At 71.6% G+C, this 14,996-nt stretch carries 16 protein-coding genes; 7 read left to right on the forward strand and 9 right to left on the reverse strand.

The window, feature by feature from the left end:
• Nucleotides 1-15: 15 nt before the first annotated feature.
• The 3 genes from ACEN9V_RS09590 to hisC form a co-directional block, all read right to left on the reverse strand.
• Nucleotides 16-975, reverse strand: coding sequence for an alpha-ketoacid dehydrogenase subunit beta (locus tag ACEN9V_RS09590; RefSeq protein ID WP_281267659.1), 960 nt, complete (start codon nt 973-975; stop codon nt 16-18).
• 86 nt (nt 976-1,061) lie between these two features.
• Complete coding sequence (locus tag ACEN9V_RS09595) at nt 1,062-2,198, reverse strand: thiamine pyrophosphate-dependent enzyme (protein WP_413600107.1); 1,137 nt, start codon at nt 2,196-2,198, stop codon at nt 1,062-1,064.
• Nucleotides 2,199-2,203: 5 nt separating this feature from the next.
• Nucleotides 2,204-3,286 carry a histidinol-phosphate transaminase gene (gene hisC / locus ACEN9V_RS09600; RefSeq protein ID WP_413603048.1) on the reverse strand — a complete coding sequence of 361 codons (1,083 nt, stop codon included), beginning with the start codon at nt 3,284-3,286 and terminating at the stop codon, nt 2,204-2,206.
• 46 nt (nt 3,287-3,332) lie between these two features.
• Here hisC and ACEN9V_RS09605 point away from each other — a divergent pair, with 46 nt between their 5' ends.
• From ACEN9V_RS09605 to ACEN9V_RS09620, 4 genes are all read left to right on the forward strand, one after another.
• The gene (locus ACEN9V_RS09605) at nt 3,333-3,731 is read left to right on the forward strand and encodes a phage holin family protein (protein WP_281266689.1); all 399 of its coding nucleotides are present in this window, start codon (nt 3,333-3,335) and stop codon (nt 3,729-3,731) included.
• Nucleotides 3,732-3,787: 56 nt separating this feature from the next.
• Nucleotides 3,788-4,231 (forward strand): low molecular weight protein-tyrosine-phosphatase, encoded by a 444-nt coding sequence (locus tag ACEN9V_RS09610; protein ID WP_402728317.1) that lies wholly within the window; start codon nt 3,788-3,790, stop codon nt 4,229-4,231.
• Nucleotides 4,228-5,613 carry an adenylosuccinate lyase gene (gene purB, locus ACEN9V_RS09615; RefSeq protein ID WP_413600108.1) on the forward strand — a complete coding sequence of 462 codons (1,386 nt, stop codon included), beginning with the start codon at nt 4,228-4,230 and terminating at the stop codon, nt 5,611-5,613. Before ACEN9V_RS09610 ends, purB begins: the two co-directional genes overlap by 4 nt.
• A gap of 190 nt (nt 5,614-5,803) precedes the next feature.
• The gene (locus ACEN9V_RS09620; protein WP_413600109.1) at nt 5,804-7,009 is read left to right on the forward strand and encodes a hypothetical protein; all 1,206 of its coding nucleotides are present in this window, start codon (nt 5,804-5,806) and stop codon (nt 7,007-7,009) included.
• On the opposite strand, the gene ACEN9V_RS09625 is transcribed toward ACEN9V_RS09620, so the two are convergent.
• Nucleotides 6,999-7,178, reverse strand: coding sequence for a hypothetical protein (locus tag ACEN9V_RS09625; protein ID WP_413600110.1), 180 nt, complete (start codon nt 7,176-7,178; stop codon nt 6,999-7,001). The two genes, ACEN9V_RS09620 and ACEN9V_RS09625, sit on opposite strands and share 11 nt — an antisense overlap.
• A gap of 91 nt (nt 7,179-7,269) precedes the next feature.
• Between ACEN9V_RS09625 and ACEN9V_RS09630 the strand changes: the two genes are divergently transcribed.
• Nucleotides 7,270-7,815, forward strand: coding sequence for a L,D-transpeptidase family protein (locus tag ACEN9V_RS09630; RefSeq protein ID WP_413600111.1), 546 nt, complete (start codon nt 7,270-7,272; stop codon nt 7,813-7,815).
• A 58-nt stretch (nt 7,816-7,873) separates the two neighbouring features.
• Here ACEN9V_RS09630 and ACEN9V_RS09635 read toward each other — a convergent pair whose 3' ends face one another.
• Entirely contained in the window at nt 7,874-8,782 is a 909-nt protein-coding gene (locus ACEN9V_RS09635) for a LysR family transcriptional regulator (RefSeq protein ID WP_413600112.1), read from the reverse strand.
• A gap of 71 nt (nt 8,783-8,853) precedes the next feature.
• Here ACEN9V_RS09635 and ACEN9V_RS09640 point away from each other — a divergent pair, with 71 nt between their 5' ends.
• Entirely contained in the window at nt 8,854-9,777 is a 924-nt protein-coding gene (locus ACEN9V_RS09640; RefSeq protein WP_413600113.1) for an EamA family transporter, read from the forward strand.
• Here the strand turns inward: ACEN9V_RS09640 and ACEN9V_RS09645 are convergent.
• Nucleotides 9,746-10,738, reverse strand: coding sequence for an epimerase (locus ACEN9V_RS09645; protein WP_413600114.1), 993 nt, complete (start codon nt 10,736-10,738; stop codon nt 9,746-9,748). The two genes, ACEN9V_RS09640 and ACEN9V_RS09645, sit on opposite strands and share 32 nt — an antisense overlap.
• Nucleotides 10,735-11,403, reverse strand: coding sequence for a DUF4166 domain-containing protein (locus tag ACEN9V_RS09650; protein WP_413600115.1), 669 nt, complete (start codon nt 11,401-11,403; stop codon nt 10,735-10,737). The genes ACEN9V_RS09645 and ACEN9V_RS09650 overlap by 4 nt, the downstream gene beginning before the upstream one ends.
• A gap of 47 nt (nt 11,404-11,450) precedes the next feature.
• Between ACEN9V_RS09650 and ACEN9V_RS09655 the strand changes: the two genes are divergently transcribed.
• Nucleotides 11,451-12,365, forward strand: a complete 915-nt coding sequence (locus ACEN9V_RS09655) for a cation diffusion facilitator family transporter (protein ID WP_413600116.1) — start codon at nt 11,451-11,453, stop codon at nt 12,363-12,365.
• A gap of 621 nt (nt 12,366-12,986) precedes the next feature.
• On the opposite strand, the gene ACEN9V_RS09660 is transcribed toward ACEN9V_RS09655, so the two are convergent.
• On the reverse strand, nt 12,987-13,580 hold the full coding sequence (locus tag ACEN9V_RS09660) for a hypothetical protein (RefSeq protein ID WP_413600117.1): 594 nt from the start codon (nt 13,578-13,580) through the stop codon (nt 12,987-12,989).
• A gap of 75 nt (nt 13,581-13,655) precedes the next feature.
• Nucleotides 13,656-14,915 (reverse strand): MFS transporter, encoded by a 1,260-nt coding sequence (locus ACEN9V_RS09665; RefSeq protein WP_413600118.1) that lies wholly within the window; start codon nt 14,913-14,915, stop codon nt 13,656-13,658.
• Nucleotides 14,916-14,996 lie beyond the last annotated feature (81 nt).

A 14,996-nucleotide genomic window follows, 5' to 3' on the forward strand; every position in this document is an offset into this window, starting at 1 on the left:
CGGGGATGGTCCGGGTCAGTAGGCGAGGGCGCGGTCGACGGCCTCGAGGACGCGGTCGGCGTCCGGCAGGTGCAGGTGTTCGAGCTTGGAGACCGGGAACGGGATGTCGAACCCGGACACCCGGAGCGGCGGGGCCTGCAGGGTGTAGAAGGTCCGCTCGGCGACCGTCGCGGCGATCTCGCTGCCCACGCTCACGAAGCCCGAGGCTTCCTGCGCGATGACGAGCCGGCCGGTCTTGCGGACGGATGCCAGCAGCGGCTCCCAGTCGATCGGCGAGATCGAGCGGAGGTCGACCACCTCGCAGCTCGTCCCCTCACCCTCGGCGATGTCCGCGGCCTGCATGAGCGTCGCGACCATGGCGCCGTGGCCCACGAGCGTGACCTCGGTGCCGGTGCGGGCGACGCGGGTGGTGTGCATCGGCACGTGCCCGTCGACCAGGTCGACCTGACCCTTCGGCCAGTACCGCGACTTGGGCTCCATGAAGATCACGGGATCCTTCGACGCGATCGCCTCCTGGATCATCCAGTAGGCGTCGTTCGGCGTGCTCGGGCTCACCACGCGCAGGCCCGGGGTGTGCGCGAAGTACGTCTCCGGGGACTCCTGGTGGTGCTCCACCGCGCCGATGTGCCCGCCGTAGGGGATGCGGATGACGATCGGCAGCGACATGTGCTCGGGGAGGCGGTTCGCCATCTTCGCGAGCTGCGACGTGATCTGGTCGAAGCCGGGCCAGACGAACCCGTCGAACTGGATCTCGATGACGGGCCGGTAGCCGCGGAGCGCCAGGCCGATCGCGGTGCCGATGATGCCGGACTCGGCGAGCGGGGTGTCCATCACGCGGGTGTCGCCGAAGCGTTCCTGCAGGCCCTCGGTGATGCGGAAGACACCGCCGAGGCGGCCGATGTCCTCGCCCATCAGCAGGACCTTGTCGTCCGCCTGCATCGCGGCGGCCAGTCCGGCGTTGAGCGCCTTGGCCATCGGGAGCGTCGGGGTCGGGTCGGTCGGGACCTCGCCGGCGCCCGGGTGCGAGCGCAGCGTGTAGTCGAAGAGCTGCTCGGTGGTGCTCATGCGTGCGAGGCTCCGTCCTGGTCGGCTTCGTACGCTTCGAGCCACCCGCGCTGCTCGTCGATCCTGGGGTGGGGCTCGCGGTAGACGTGGTCGAACATCACCTGCATCGGCGGCGCGACGAGCTGCGGGGTGCGCGTGCGGATGTCGGCAGCGACGGCTTCGCCCTCTGCGTCGAACTCGGCGAGCTGGGCGTCGGTGACGCCACGGCTGCGGAGGTAGCCCTCTGACCGGGCGATCGGGTCGCGCTCGACCCAGCTCGCGAGCTCGTCGTCGCCGCGGTAGCGGGTCGGGTCGTCGGAGCTGGTGTGCGCACCGATGCGGTACGTCTCGGCCTCGACGAACGCCGGGCCCTGTCCGCTCCTGGCGTGGTCGGTCGCGACCACGCTCGCCGTGTAGGACGCCAGGATGTCGTTGCCGTCGACCTTGATCGCAGGGATGCCGAAGCCGCGGGGCCGGTCGACCAGCGGTGTCGGCGACTGCACCGACACCGGGACCGAGATGGCCCAGTGGTTGTTCTGCAGGAAGAAGACGACCGGTGCCTTGTAGGACGCGGCGAAGACGTACGCCTCGTTCACGTCACCCTGGCTGGTGGCGCCGTCGCCGAAGTACACGATCGAGCAGGCGTCGCGGTCCGCGTCGCCCGTGCCGACGTCGCCGTCGAGCCGCATGCCCATCGCGTAGCCGGTCGCGTGCAGGGTCTGCGAGCCGATCACGAGCGTCGAGATGTGGGTGTTGCCGCGCTCGTCCGGGTCCCAGCCGCCGTGGGTCAGCCCGCGGTACAGGCTGATGATCTCCATCGGCTCGACACCACGGGTCATCGTGACGGCGTGCTCGCGGTACGACGGGAACACGTGGTCCTGCGGGCGGAGCGCGAACACCGAGCCGACCTGCGCCGCTTCCTGTCCGTGGCTCGGCACCCACAGGCCGAGCTGGCCCGTGCGCTGGAGGTTGTGGGCGGCGTGGTCGAACCGACGGGTGATGACCATGCGACGGTGCATCGCCAGCAGGGTCTCGTCCGGGATCGCCCGCGCGGCGGCGGCGTACTCGGCGTTCTCGTCGGTCTCCACGAACCGGCCCTCTGAGTCGAGGAGCCGGATGGTGGTCGTCGCGGGAGCCGCGGCGTGGAAGGACATGCGGGTCAGCGTAGCGTCCGGGTTCCTGGCGCCGTTGTGAGTCCCCCGACAAGCGAACGCGCCGTTTCGAGGAGCTTGTCGACAGCCTCGTGCTCGCCGATCGAGATGCGGACGCCTTCGTCGGCGAACGCCCGGACGATGATCCCGGCCTGCTCGAACCGCTCGGCGGCGACCCCCGTGCGCTCCCCCGTCGCGAGCCACACGAAGTTGCCCTGGGCGTCCGGGACGTCCCAGCCCTGGGCGCGCAGCTCCGTGACGATGGTGTCCCGGCGCTCGGCCAGCTCGGCGACGCGCGCCAGGAGCTCGTCCTCGCGCTCCAGGCTGGCGAGCGCTGCCGCCTGGCCCTGCGCCGTCACGCTGAGCGGGATGGCACACGCGCGGACGGCGTCGAGGACGTATGCCGGTCCGAGCGCGTACCCGACACGGAGGCCGGCGAGGCCGTACGCCTTCGAGAAGGTGCGGAGCACGACGAGGTTCGGGTGGCGCTCCAGCAGCGGGACACCGTGCACGGCGTCGGGGTCGGTGACGAACTCGGCGTAGGCCTCGTCCAGGACGACCAGTACGGACTCCGGAACCGCGCCCATGAACGCCTGGAACTCGGCCGCGGTCACGATCGGCCCGGTCGGGTTGTTGGGCGTGCAGACGATCACCATGCGGGTGCGATCGGTCACCGCGGCCGCCATGGCGTCGAGGTCGTGCCCGCCGTCTGCGCGGTTCGGGACCTGCACGCTCGTCGCACCGGCCACGGTGACGACGCCCGGGTACGCCTCGAAGGACCGCCACGCGTAGACGATCTCGTCACCAGGGCCGGACGTGGCCTTGGCGAGCTCGTGCAGGATCGCGACGCTGCCAGGGGCGATGTGGACCTCGTCGACGGTCGTCCCGAAACGGTTCGCGAGCTCGGCCCGCAGCGCGAGCGCCGAGGCGTCCGGGTAGCGGTTGTACGCCGTCTGCGCCTGCACGGCCTCGATCACGCCGGGCAGTGGCGGGAACGGGTTCTCGTTGCTGGAGAGCTTGAACGCGTCCGCCGCGGCCTGTCGGCCCTGCTTGTAGGCGGGCAGCGATGCGATCTCGGGGCGGATGTGCACAGTCACCTCGCAAGCGTAACCGGCCGGTCCCGGGCATCATGGGTGCATGCGATTCCTCGTCCGCCTCGTCATCAACGCCGTCGCGCTGTGGCTCACCACGCTCATCGTCAGCGGTGTCTCCGTCATCGCCTTCGGGGACGGCGGCGCGATCGCGACCGTCCTCACCTACCTGCTCGTCGCGTTCGTCTTCGGACTCGTCAACGCGGTGATCGGCACGCTCATCCGGATCGTGGCGTTCCCGATCTACATCCTGACCCTCGGTCTCATCTCCCTCGTCGTGAACGCCATCCTGCTGCTCATCGTCGCCGGGATCTCGTCCGCGATCGGCTTCGGCCTGCAGGTCGACTCGTTCGGCTGGGGTGTCGTCGGCGCGCTCGTGCTCGCCGTCTTCGCGTGGCTCATCGGGCTCTTCGTCCGCCCGGTCCTCAACCGTCAGCGCGCGTGACCGGACCGTCGTTCCGCGTCTCGTTCGTCTGCAGCGGGAACATCTGCCGGTCGCCGATGGCCGAGATCGTCTTCGCGAAGATCGTCGAGGACGCCGGTCTGACCGAGCAGTTCCAGGTCGAGTCGGCCGGCACGGGTGACTGGCACGTGGGTGAACCCGCCGACGAGCGCACGATCGCAGCACTCGCGGCGCGCGGATACGATGGCAGCAGGCATCGCGCCCGTCAGTTCGACCCGGACCGGTTCCCGGAACTCGACCTGGTGGTCGCACTCGACCGCTCCCACGAACGCATCCTGCGCTCATGGGCACCCACGATGGACGACGCCGCGAAGGTGACGCTGTTGCTGCGGTACGACGACGCCTGGCCCGAGCAGGCCGACGTTCCGGATCCGTACTACGCGGACCGGCACGAGTTCGACCGGGTCCTCAGCACGGTCGAACGGGCCTGCCGAGCACTCTTCCACCAGATCGAACCGGCCGTCCGCCAGGGAGCACCATGACCCCCCTTCCCCCGCAGCCGATCAGCCCCCTCGACGGGCGGTACTACCCGGTCGTGCACACGGTGGGCGAGCACCTCTCCGAGGCCGGCCTGAACCGTGCCCGCATCACCGTCGAGGTGGAGTGGCTCGTCTTCCTCACCGACCACGCGATGTTCACCACGTCGCCGCTGTCCGTCGACGACAAGGCCGCCCTCCGCGCCGTCGTCACCGACTTCGGCCAGGCGCAGATCGCCGAGCTCGCGGAGATCGAGGCGACGACCCGGCACGACGTCAAGGCGGTCGAGTACTTCGTGCGCCGTCGACTCTCCGACCTCGGCCTCGACGCCATCGCCGAGCTGACGCACTTCGCCTGCACGAGCGAGGACATCAACAACCTCTCCTACGCGCTGACGATCAAGGACGCCGTCGAACAGGTCTGGCTGCCCGCGTGCAAGGCCGTCGTCGCCCGTCTGACCGAGGTCGCCACGGAGCTCCGCGCCGTCCCGATGCTGTCCCACACGCACGGGCAGCCCGCGACCCCGACGACGCTCGGCAAGGAGCTCGCGGTGGTCGTGTACCGCCTGGAGCGCGTCCTCGCCCAGATCGAGGGCGGCGAGTACCTCGGCAAGTTCTCCGGCGCGACCGGCACGTTCTCGGCACACCTCGCCGCGGATCCCGAGGCGGACTGGCCCGCGCTCAGCCGCGAGTTCGTCGAGGGCCTCGGCCTGACGTGGAACCCGCTCACCACGCAGATCGAGTCGCACGATTGGCAGGCGGAGCTCTACGACCGGATCCGTCACGCGAACCGGATCCTGCACAACCTGGCGACCGACGTGTGGACCTACATCTCGATGGGGTACTTCACGCAGATCCCCGTCGCCGGTGCCACGGGCTCGTCGACGATGCCGCACAAGATCAACCCGATCCGCTTCGAGAACGCGGAGGCGAACCTCGAGATCTCGTCGGCGCTCTTCTCGACCCTGTCGGAGACCCTCGTCACGAGCCGCCTGCAGCGCGACCTGACGGACTCCACCACGCAGCGCAACGTCGGTGTCGCGGTCGGGCACTCGCTGCTCGCGCTCGACAACCTCCGTCGCGGGCTCGGCGAGATCGCCGTGAACGAGCAGCGCCTGGCCGAGGACCTCGACGGCAACTGGGAGGTGCTCGGCGAGGCCATCCAGACGGTCATCCGCGCCGAGGTCACCGCCGGGCAGTCCGACATCGAGGACCCCTACGCGATGCTGAAGGAACTGACCCGTGGCAAGCGCATCGGCCAGCAGGACCTGGTCGCGTTCGTGAACGGACTCGACATCTCGGACGGCGCGAAGGCCCGGCTGACGAACCTCACCCCGGCGACCTACACCGGTCTCGCGGACGAGCTCGTCGACCACCTCGAGGTCTGAGCACCCGCACACCCGCACGTCGAACGCACACCCGGCAGGCCGTCCTGCCGGGTGTGCTGCGTTTTCCGACAGGGATTCCCGCCGATCCCCAGGTTCCTGCTAGGTTCGACGAGCTGAGTACAACTCAGGCCGGGGGGGCGTCGCAGGAGATGCACCCTGCGTCCCTCACGACCGGATGGAACTCCACACCGTGCTTCGCTCCCGAATCGCCGCGGCCGCCGTCGGCGCCACCGTGCTCGGCGTCACCGCCGCACTCGTCCCCACCGTCTCCAACGCAGCGGACGACTCCGTCGCGCCGGCCACCTCCGTGGTCACGTGGGCCGACAGCGCCGCCGACTTCACCGCCATCGACACCGACTCCTCGACGCCGGCGATCCCGGCCGGCTGGTCCTGGTTGGGCATCCAGCAGGACGGGAGCGACTACGCGACCTCCCTGGACCAGGTTGCATCGTTCGGCGCCGACGGCGTCACGGCGAAGGACGGCTCCGCGGTGCTGCTGCTGCACCCGCTGCAGTCCACGGTCGCCCCGAACGCACTCGCCGGACTCATCGACGACGCGGCCGCGAACGCCGGTGGCGACACCGAGGTCGGCCTCCTCGTCGCGAAGGCGAGCTCACCGACCCTCGTCGAGGAGACCGTCTACACGACGGGTGGCCTGCAGGGCGCCGACACCGTCTGGGCCGGCGGGGAGTCGACCGACGAGCTCGCGACACAGCTGCAGGCCGATGGTGACGTCGTCTTCGGGTACGCCGTCGTCCTGAACGGCGCGACCGCGACGCCGCCCGCGACCGACGAGCCCACGCCGGCACCGACCGAGACGCCCGCACCGACTGAGACGCCCGCTCCGAGCGAGACGCCCGCTCCGAGCGAGACCACGGCGCCGACCAACACCCCGGCCGCGCGTTCGGCTGCACCGGAACAGGGTGTCGAGAAGCTCCTGCCGCAGGCATCGGCCGCGAGCACGTTCGCCGCGCGCGCCGCCGTCCCCGCCGACTCCGGCATCGCCGACCTGGTGATCGACGACAGCACGACGTACTTCACCCCGCAGCCCACCGCAGCGGTGTCGAGCACCTCGCTGTCGCTGACCGTCAGCCAGGCCACCAGCACCGGCTTCCCCGTGACGGGGTCGGGCTTCGCACCGGGCGAGACCGTCGGTGTCGCCCTCGCCCAGGGCCAGTCCGGCACCGAGCTGCCCGGAACGCTGACCGCGGACGCCGACGGCAACATCACCGGCACCGTCGTCCTGCCGGCCGGCGCGACCGCCGGTGCCTGGACGCTGGTGTTCGTCGGGACCTCCTCGGCGCAGACCGCCTCGGTCGCGATCACCGTGACCGCCGACCCGGCCGTGGCACCCGTCGCGACCCCGGTCTCGGGTCGGGCGACCTTCACCGGCTGACCTTGCGGTTCATCCCGACCGAGCCACGGCGGCGCGCGACCCTGGTCGCCGCCGCCGTGGCCGTCGTGTGCGCGGGTGCCGTCGCCATCGTCGTGACCAGCACGATGTCCACCGGGACCCCGGCGCCGTCCCACAGCGCGGTCGCGGCGACTCCCAGTGCGACGCCCACTCCGCGCGCCTCCGGTTCACCGGCCCCGCAAGACGCGATCGACGCCCCTGCGACGACCACGGTCGCCGCGGCCACGGGTGACTCGGTCCCCGTGAGCGCCGAGCCGGCCGGCGCCGTGACGGAGCACCTGTCCAACCCTCAGAAGTCCGGTGCTCCGCTCGTCCTCCGGGTGGTGGACCAGCGGGACGGCTGGGCGCAGGTGCAGCTCGCGCAGCGCCCGAACGGCAGCACGGGCTGGGTGCCGACGAGCGCCGTGACGCTGTCCAGCACGCCGTACGCGATCGTCGTCACCGAGGCGACGAACACGCTCGACCTGTACAAGGACGGGACGGTCCTGCACAGCTACCCGGTCGCGACCGGCACCGGCGGCACACCGACCCCCACCGGGCGGTTCGCGCTCACGGAGCTCCTCGCGCCGACGAACGACGGGTACGGCCCGTACGCGTACGGCACGACGGCGTTCTCGGACGTCCTCAACTCCTTCGGCGGCGGCCCCGGTCAGATCGGGCTGCACGGCACCAACGACTCGTCGAGCATCGGGTCGGGCGCCTCGCACGGGTGCGTCCGCATGCACAACGCCGACATCACCGCGCTGGCGAAGCTCCTGCCCCTCGGCACACCCTTCCAGGTCCGCTGAAGCGGCAGACCGCAGGACGGGAGGCACGGATCGCGCCCCGCGCGCCGGCCCGGTGCCGTCAGGCGGTGACGTCCAGGGCGGTGGCGACCAGTGCCTCCAGGACGGTGCGGACCACGGGACGGACCGCACGGTCCTGCCGGACCAGCGCCTCGATCCGGCGGCCGGCGCGGACGTCCGCCAGCTCCGCCAGGTGGAAGCGCCCAGGCGCTCGCGTGCCGGAGGTGTAGCGCGGGACGAGCGCCACGCCGTGTCCCGCTGCCACCAGGTTCTCGATCACGGGCAGGTGGATCGTGCGGAACGCGACCTCCGGCGGGGTGTCCGTGGCCGCCGCCATCGCGGTGAGCACCCGGTCGATCGGGTAGTCCTCCGGCACGCCGATCCAGGTCTCGTCGACGACCTCGTCGATGTGCACGCGGTCGTGGCCCGCCAGCCGGTGTCCGGGCGGCAACGCGACGTCGAGCGGTTCCCGCAGCAGCGGCACGGTCTCGAGCGCCGCCCGGCCGGCCGGAGCGGCACCGTCGGGCCGGTGACCTACGACGACGTCGTGGTCGGCGGTGAGCGGGGCGAACTCCCCCTCGCTGACGTCCACGTCCGACAGGGTCAGCCGGATGCCGGGGTGGGCGCGCATCCGGGTCAGGAGACCCGGCAGCAGCAGCTCGGCCGCCGACGGGAAGATCGCCAGGTCGACGGTCCCCGATCCGCCGCCGAGGTGTTCCTGCCAGGCCGCGTCGACGGTCGCGATCGCGGTGGCGACGCCGTTCGCGAGTCCGGCGAGCACCCGGCCGTGCTCGGTGAGCCGGACGCCGCGGCCGATACGTTCGACGAGCGGAACGCCGACCTGGCGCTGCAGCGTCTGGAGCTGCTGCGAGACCGCGCTCGGCGTCCGGTGGGTGGCTGCTGCGACGGCGGTCACCGAGCCGCGTTCGGCGAGCTCGCGGAGCACCGGCAACAGCGTGACGTCGAACATCCAGTGACCCTACAACGTCAGTGCAGAAACGTTCGCTGGTGCTACCGCGTTCCTCGCGCCACGATCGTGATGTGCTCGTTCGTGACCGTCTCCTCGCCCTCGTCGTCGCCGTCGTCTGGGGACTGAACTTCCCCGCGACGGCGCTCGCCCTGGAGCACTTCCCGCCGTTCCTGCTCGCCGCGATGCGGTTCACGCTGCTGGCGATCCCGACACTGCTGTTCGTCCCGCGCCCGAAGATCCCGTTCGGGCGGCTGCTCTTGGTCGGGTTCGGGCTCGGGGTCCTGCAGTTCGCCTTCCTGTACCTCAGCATGGCGTCGGGCATGCCATCGGGGCTCGCGTCGCTCGTGCTGCAGGCCTCTGCGCCGTTCACGGTCGTGCTCGCCGGGGTGTTCCTCCGCGAGCGACTCACCGGTCGGCAGGTCGTCGGCGTGACGATCGCCGTGTGCGCGCTCGCCGCCATCGCCGTGCACCGGTCGCAGACGGCGGCGCTGCTGCCCGTCGTGCTCGCGCTGTGCGGTGCGATGGGGTGGGCGATCGGCAACGTCGCGACACGTCGGGCGGGGGCCGCGAACCCGCTGCACCTGACGCTCTGGTGGTCGGTCGTGCCGCCGATCCCGATGGCCGTGCTGTCGCTGACGGTCGAGGGGCCGGCGCGCATCGGTCACGCGCTCGGAACGGCCTTCACGCCGACAGCACTGCCCGCAGACCTCGGACTGCTCTACATCGTGCTCGTGGCGACGCTCGTCGGGTACGGCATCTGGTCGCGACTGCTGGCGACGTACCCGTCGAGTACCGTCGCACCGTTCTCGATGCTCGTCCCCGTCGTCGGGGTACTCGCATCGTGGGCGGCCTTCGGCGAGGTGCCCGACCTGGTCGAGGTGCTGGCGGGCGCGGTCGTCGTCGGCGGGGTGCTGTGGGCGTCCAGACCGCCGCGTGCCACGGCTCCGGTGGCGTTGCCGGTGCTCAGCCCCGGTGCTGTCGACGCTCGGCGATGATGTTCGCGAGGGCGCCACGGAGGAGCGGGTACCGGAACTCGTAGCCCGCCTCGACCAGACGTGTCGGGACGACCCACCGGCTCTTCAGCACGAGCTCGGTCTCGGTCCGGATCGCGAGCGACCCGATCTCGAGCATCCACCGCCAGGTCGGCAGGCCGAACCGTCGCCCGACCGCGTCCCGGATCGTCGCCATCACCGTGCGGTTGTCCGACGGGTTCGGGCTCGTGACGTTCACGACGCCGTCGATGTCGTCGTGGTCGCGGATGAACCGGATGGAGCCGAGGACGTCCGCGATGTGCACCCAGCTGAACCGCTGCCGGCCCCGGGTGTGCCGGTCGTGGTGGTAGGTGCCCGCGGCCAGGCGCGCCGGCGTCGGGAACCAGGCGCCGTCGTACTGCGGGCCGCCGAGCCCGGCCTGCGCGAGCCGGATCAGCGGGACCAGGGCGCTGCCGTCACCGAGGACGATCGCCATGCGGAGCGCCACACGGCGGGTACCTGGCAGGTCCGTCCCGAAGAATGCGTCCTCCCACGCGCGGGCGGCCCCGACCGAGAAGCCCTCGCCGAGCTCCCCCGTCGCCTCGTCCTGCGGCCGGTCGTCGGCGTGCCGGTAGATCGTCGCGGTCGAGGCGTTCACCCACAGCGACGGCGGGTGCTCCGACGTGCGGATCGCCTCGGCGAGTTCGAGCGTGGTGTCCACCCTGGAACGGACGATCTCGGCGCGGTTCCGGCGTCCGTAGCGGCAGTTGACGCTCTTGCCGGCCATGTTCACGACGATCGCGGCACCGTCCACGAGTTCGCGGATGCGAAGGGTGTTGCCCCACACGGCATCGCCCGTCCGGCCGATCGTGACGACGTCGTAGCCCTCCTCGCGGAAGGCGTCCTGCAGGTACCTGCCCACGAAGCCGCTCGCCCCCGCGATCACCGCGCGGCCACTGCGCGCGTCGGTGCTGTCGTCGTTCATCCCGTCCCCGTCTCCTCGTCCGGCGCGATCACGTACCGGAACGCCCCCTCGTACCGGTACAGCGTGCCGACGATCGGCGCCGTCAGCACCAGGGACACGCGCTGCAGGTCGGCTTCGTCATCGAATCGTTCCGTGAGCGTCACACGCGGTGCGATCAGGGCCGGGAGGCTCCACCCGCGTCCGAGCGCACGGAACGTCACACGAGTGGAGACCAGGCGCAGGGCACCCGCGTCCGGCCCGTCGGCGTCGACCTCCACGCGCAGACGGGCGCTGACGCGCCCGTGGCGACCGAGGTGGTCGACCATGCCCTCCGGTTCAGCGGCGATGGCGTCCACCATCGTGCGGTCTCCGGAGCGGAGGTGGAAGGTGCGGTGCGCGCGGACCGCGACACGAGCCTCCAGGCTGCTGCCCCGGCCGACGCGCGCCGGCCGGTTCTCGACGGTGAAGGGGACCTGCCGTTCCCAGACCGGGAACATCACCGCGTCGCGCGCGAACAGCGCGAGGACCGGCCAGAGCCACCTGCGCGGTGTCCCGACGACGTCGAAGACGCCGTCGCCGCGGCCCACGTGCCCCGGTGGGATCGCCCCGAAGTACGTCCGGAGACGGGGGTGCAGCCGTTCGACGACGTCGGGCGTGGTGCTCAGCTCGTAGGGCGACCGGGTCACGCCACGATACTGGCATGTCGGCGGTGGGGATCCGTACGATCGTGTGCATGGGACACGACCACGGACACGCGCACGGGGGTGCGAACGAACGCGCCCTGTGGGTGGCGTTCTGCATCTCCGCGACGATCCTGCTGGCCGAGGTCGTCGGCGCCGTCGTGACCGGGTCCCTCGCGCTCCTCGTCGACGCCGGACACATGGTCGTCGACACCGGCGGTATCGGGATCGGACTCGTCGCGACGCGGCTGGCCAGACGCTCCCCGACCGCACAGCGCACCTGGGGGTTCCAGCGGGCCGAGGTGCTCGGTGCCACCGCGCAGGCGGCGATCCTGCTCGCGGTCGGCGTGTACGTGATCATCTCGGCGATCCAGCGACTGTTCGTCCCGGCCGAGATCCACTCCGGGCCGCTGCTCGTGTTCGGGGTGATCGGGCTCGTCGGGAACCTGGTGGCCTACGCCGTGCTGCTGCGGGCCTCCGGCGAGAACTTCACGTCGCGGGCCGCGCGGCTCGAGGTCCTCAACGACACGCTCGGCTCCGTCGCGGTCATCGCCGCGGCCGTCGTGTTGGCGCTGACGGGATGGGAGCGAGCGGACTCGGTCGCTGCGCTCGTCATCGGTGGGCTGATCCTGCCGCGGGCGGTCCGGTTGCTGCGGGAGACCGCGAACGTGCTGCTCGAGGCCACGCCGCCGGGGCTCGACCTGGAGGACGTGCGCGGCCACATGCTGGAGCTGGACCACGTGATCGCGGTGCACGACCTGCACGCAACACTCGTCGCGACCGGGGTGCCGAACCTGACGGCGCACGTGGTGGTGGACGACCACTGCTTCACGACGGCGCACGCCCCGGCGATCCTCGACGAGTTGCAGCAGTGCGTGGCGGAGCACTTCGACGTGCCGGTCGAGCACTCCACGTTCCAGCTCGAGCCCGCGTCGCACCGTCGGCACGAGCACGACGTGCACGCGTAGGGCGGCGGGGCGGCTGGGTCGGTCTGGCGGGGCGGGTCCTGGCGGGTCCTGGCGGGGCTGTGACGCCGTTGCCGACTCGGAACGACAACGTCGCTGTCGTACGACAACGAGACTGTCGCACACACGCGCGCGCAACTGCCCGCGCCCGCAACGGGCGACACAGCCGCTGTCGTACGACAACGACGCTGTCGCACCCACGCGCGCGCAACTGCCCGCGCCCCCAACGAACGACACAACCGCTGTCGTACGACAACGACGCTGTCGCTCCCACGCGTGCGCAACTGCCCGCGCGCGCAACTGCCCGCGCCCCCAACGAACGACACAACCGCTGTCGTACGACAAGGACACTGTCGCTCCCACGCGCGTGCAATTCCCTGCGCCCGCAACGAACGACAACGTCGCTGTCGTACGACAACGACGCTGTCGCACCCACGCGCGCGCAACTGCCCGCGCCCGCAACGAACGACACGCGCGCTGTCGTACGACAACGACGCTGTCGTTCGGAGTCGGGACCAGGCAGGCGCGGGCGGGCGGGCAGGCGCGCGCGGCCATGCGGGCGGGGGCGCGGGCGGGGGCGCGGGCGCACGGGAACAGGGCGCACGGATCGAGCGGCGCGACCCGTCAGCAGTCGTCGTCGTTCGTGGGGTAGGCGGTGATCACGCGGTCGGTCGTCGCGGAGACGATGACCTTCACGAAGCCGTCGGGACTCGGCGCGGTCCCGTCGTCGAACCGGACGGCAGCGGCGTAGCAGACCTTGCCGTCGCCGGCGTCGACCGGGAACCCGTCCCGCGGGCTGGTGAGCGCCGTCTGCACCGCGGTGAGCATCGCGTCGTCCCAGTCCCGGTCGCCGTGGCCCGCGAGGACGTCCTCCCAGTCAGCGGTGTGCCGCACGCGGATGTGCTCGTACCCCTGACTCGAGTTCCCGCACTGCAGCACGACGTCGCCGAGCGCGGCCGTGTCGTAGCGAGCGACGGTCGCGCGGGAGTCCCGGTCGCAGGACGCGAGCACGGAGCCACCCGGCAGGTCCGGACCGGTCCGGTCGATGACGACGGTGCCGTCACTCGTCGCGACGGCGGTCGGCGCGGTCGTCGGCCCGGAGAGCACCGGGTCGTCCGCACCCTGCTGCGCGGTGAGGAAGAGCCCACCGGCCACGAGACCGGCGGCCACGACCGCGGCGACACCGGTGACGACGGAACGGTTGCGTCTCGACGGCATGCGGCCAGTATGCCGGAGGTGGGGCGAGCCTCCCGTCCGGTGGACCAGGGCTCCGGACGGGAGGCTCGGGGTGCGTCAGGCGCGCGCGGCCAGTCGCGTCCCGGCGACGGCGGCGAGCGCGGCGACGAGCACCACGTACCCGAGGAGCACGGGGAGCGTCGGGAGCACGAGGAGCGCCGCGCCGACCGCCACGACGGGCACCGTCAGCCCGGCGTACGCGACGAGGAACGTCGCCGCGAGCACCCCGCCGCGTTGCTCGGGGCCGACCAGGGCACCCGCGCTCGCGATCGCCGCCCGGAAGAGCAGCCCCACCCCCGCGCCGGCGACGACGCCCCCGCCGATGAACCCGGCGACCTGCAAGAGGACCGCCGCGACACCGAGCACGACGAGCCCGCCGACGAGGAGGACGACGCCGAGCCGGATCTGGGCGCGCTGCGAGAGCCGGGCGAACACGAGCTGGGAGACGGAACTCGCGGCGAACACCCCGAAGGTCGTGGCTCCTGCGGCCAGACGGTCGGTCACGTGGAACGTCGAACCGAGGAACGACGGCGCGACCGAACTGAAGAGCCCCTGCACCCCGAAGGCCGCGAACGCCGCGATGCCCGCGGTCCAGAACGCGCCGCCCTTGCCCGCAGGGGCCTGCACGCGCTGCGGTCGGTAGGGCACACGCTCCTCGGGACGGCCGACGGTCTCCGGCGCGGCGAGCACCGCCACGAAGGCGACGACGAGCGCGACGACGAACACGACGTACGGCGTCATCAGCGGCTGTCCGACGAACTCCGCCAGCGCTCCGCCGACGAGGGCGCCGAGGGAGAGACCGCCGAGGTTCACGACGCCGGCCGCGACGCCGGCACCCTTCGCGGACGCCTCGCGGCCGGTGGCGCGGACCCGGAGTTCCCCGAGGTGCGCCGTCGCCGTCGCCGTCAGCGTCCCGACGCCGAAGCCCGTGACGAGCCGCGCGACGATCAGCCCGCTGACGTCGTTCCAGACGAGGAACAGCACCGCCGCGACGAGCTCGAGGGCGATCGACACGAGGATGAGCGGCTTCCGCCCGAGGACGTCGCTCAGGTGCCCCGTGAAGTACAGCGACCCGACGACACCGAGGCCGTACGCGGCGAAGATGATCGTCGTGGTGAACGTGGGGAAGCCGTCGCGCGCCTGGTAGATCACGTACAGCGGCGCTGGGACCGTCGCGAACGCCATCACCGCGAGGAACGCGAACGCCACGGCCCAGAACCCCGCACCGTGACGGCGACGGCTGTGCGCGCGCCGACCGCGCGGTACCGGAGGGGCGGTGACGGATCCGGTGGAGGCTTCTTCGAGGACGGTTGTCATGCTCCGATGCTCCCGCCACCGCATCATCGGGTCAAACGGATCATCTTGATGGTTTCCATCGATCTGGTCGATGATGGGGTG

The organism is Curtobacterium sp. Curtsp57 (assembly GCF_047324335.1).
GTDB lineage: Bacteria > Actinomycetota > Actinomycetes > Actinomycetales > Microbacteriaceae > Curtobacterium.